Source organism: Variovorax sp. 10L426, assembly GCF_056395305.1.
Genome location: NZ_JBFTJF010000055.1, coordinates 1 through 689, shown reverse-complemented (window position 1 = coordinate 689; position 689 = coordinate 1). Strand labels below are relative to the sequence as shown.

Sequence of the window (689 nt, the reverse complement as noted above, 5' to 3'; positions counted from 1 at the left end):
ACGGCACGGGCGTTGACATCGCCAACGTCAAGATGAGCATGAACCCCTTCGACGAGATCGCCGTCGAAGAGGCTGTGCGGTTGAAGGAGAAGGGCGCGGCCACCGAGATCATCGCCGTGTCCTGCGGCGATGCGAAGTGCCAGGAGACCCTGCGCACGGCGATGGCCATTGGGGCCGATCGCGGCATCCTAGTCGAGACCACCGAAGAGCTGCAACCGCTCGCAGTCGCCAAGCTGCTGAAGGCGCTGGTCGACAAGGAACAACCCCAACTGATCATCCTCGGCAAGCAAGCCATCGATGACGATGCGAATCAGACGGGCCAGATGCTCGCGGCATTGGCTGATCTGCCCCAGGCGACGTTCGCCAGCAAGGTCGAAATCGCCGGTGACAAGGTCAACGTCACTCGTGAAGTCGACGGCGGCCTGGAAACCATCTCGCTTTCGCTGCCCGCAGTCATCACCACCGACCTGCGCCTGAACGAGCCGCGCTATGTGACCTTGCCCAACATCATGAAGGCCAAGAAGAAGCAGCTCGACACCGTCAAGCCCGAGGACCTCGGCGTGGACGTCAAGCCGCGCCTGAAGACCCTGAAGGTCTCCGAGCCCCCGAAGCGCGGCGCCGGCATCAAGGTGCCCGATGTCGCCACGCTGGTGGACAAGCTGAAGAACGAAGCCAAGGTGATCTGATCA

The 689-nt window shown here is 62.4% G+C and carries 1 protein-coding gene; it reads left to right on the top strand.

The window, feature by feature from the left end; genetic code table 11:
• Positions 1-686: electron transfer flavoprotein subunit beta/FixA family protein (locus AC1DHL_RS29660; RefSeq protein ID WP_478164320.1), on the top strand; the 686-nt coding region annotated here is incomplete at its 5' end.
• Positions 687-689: the final 3 nt, after the last annotated feature.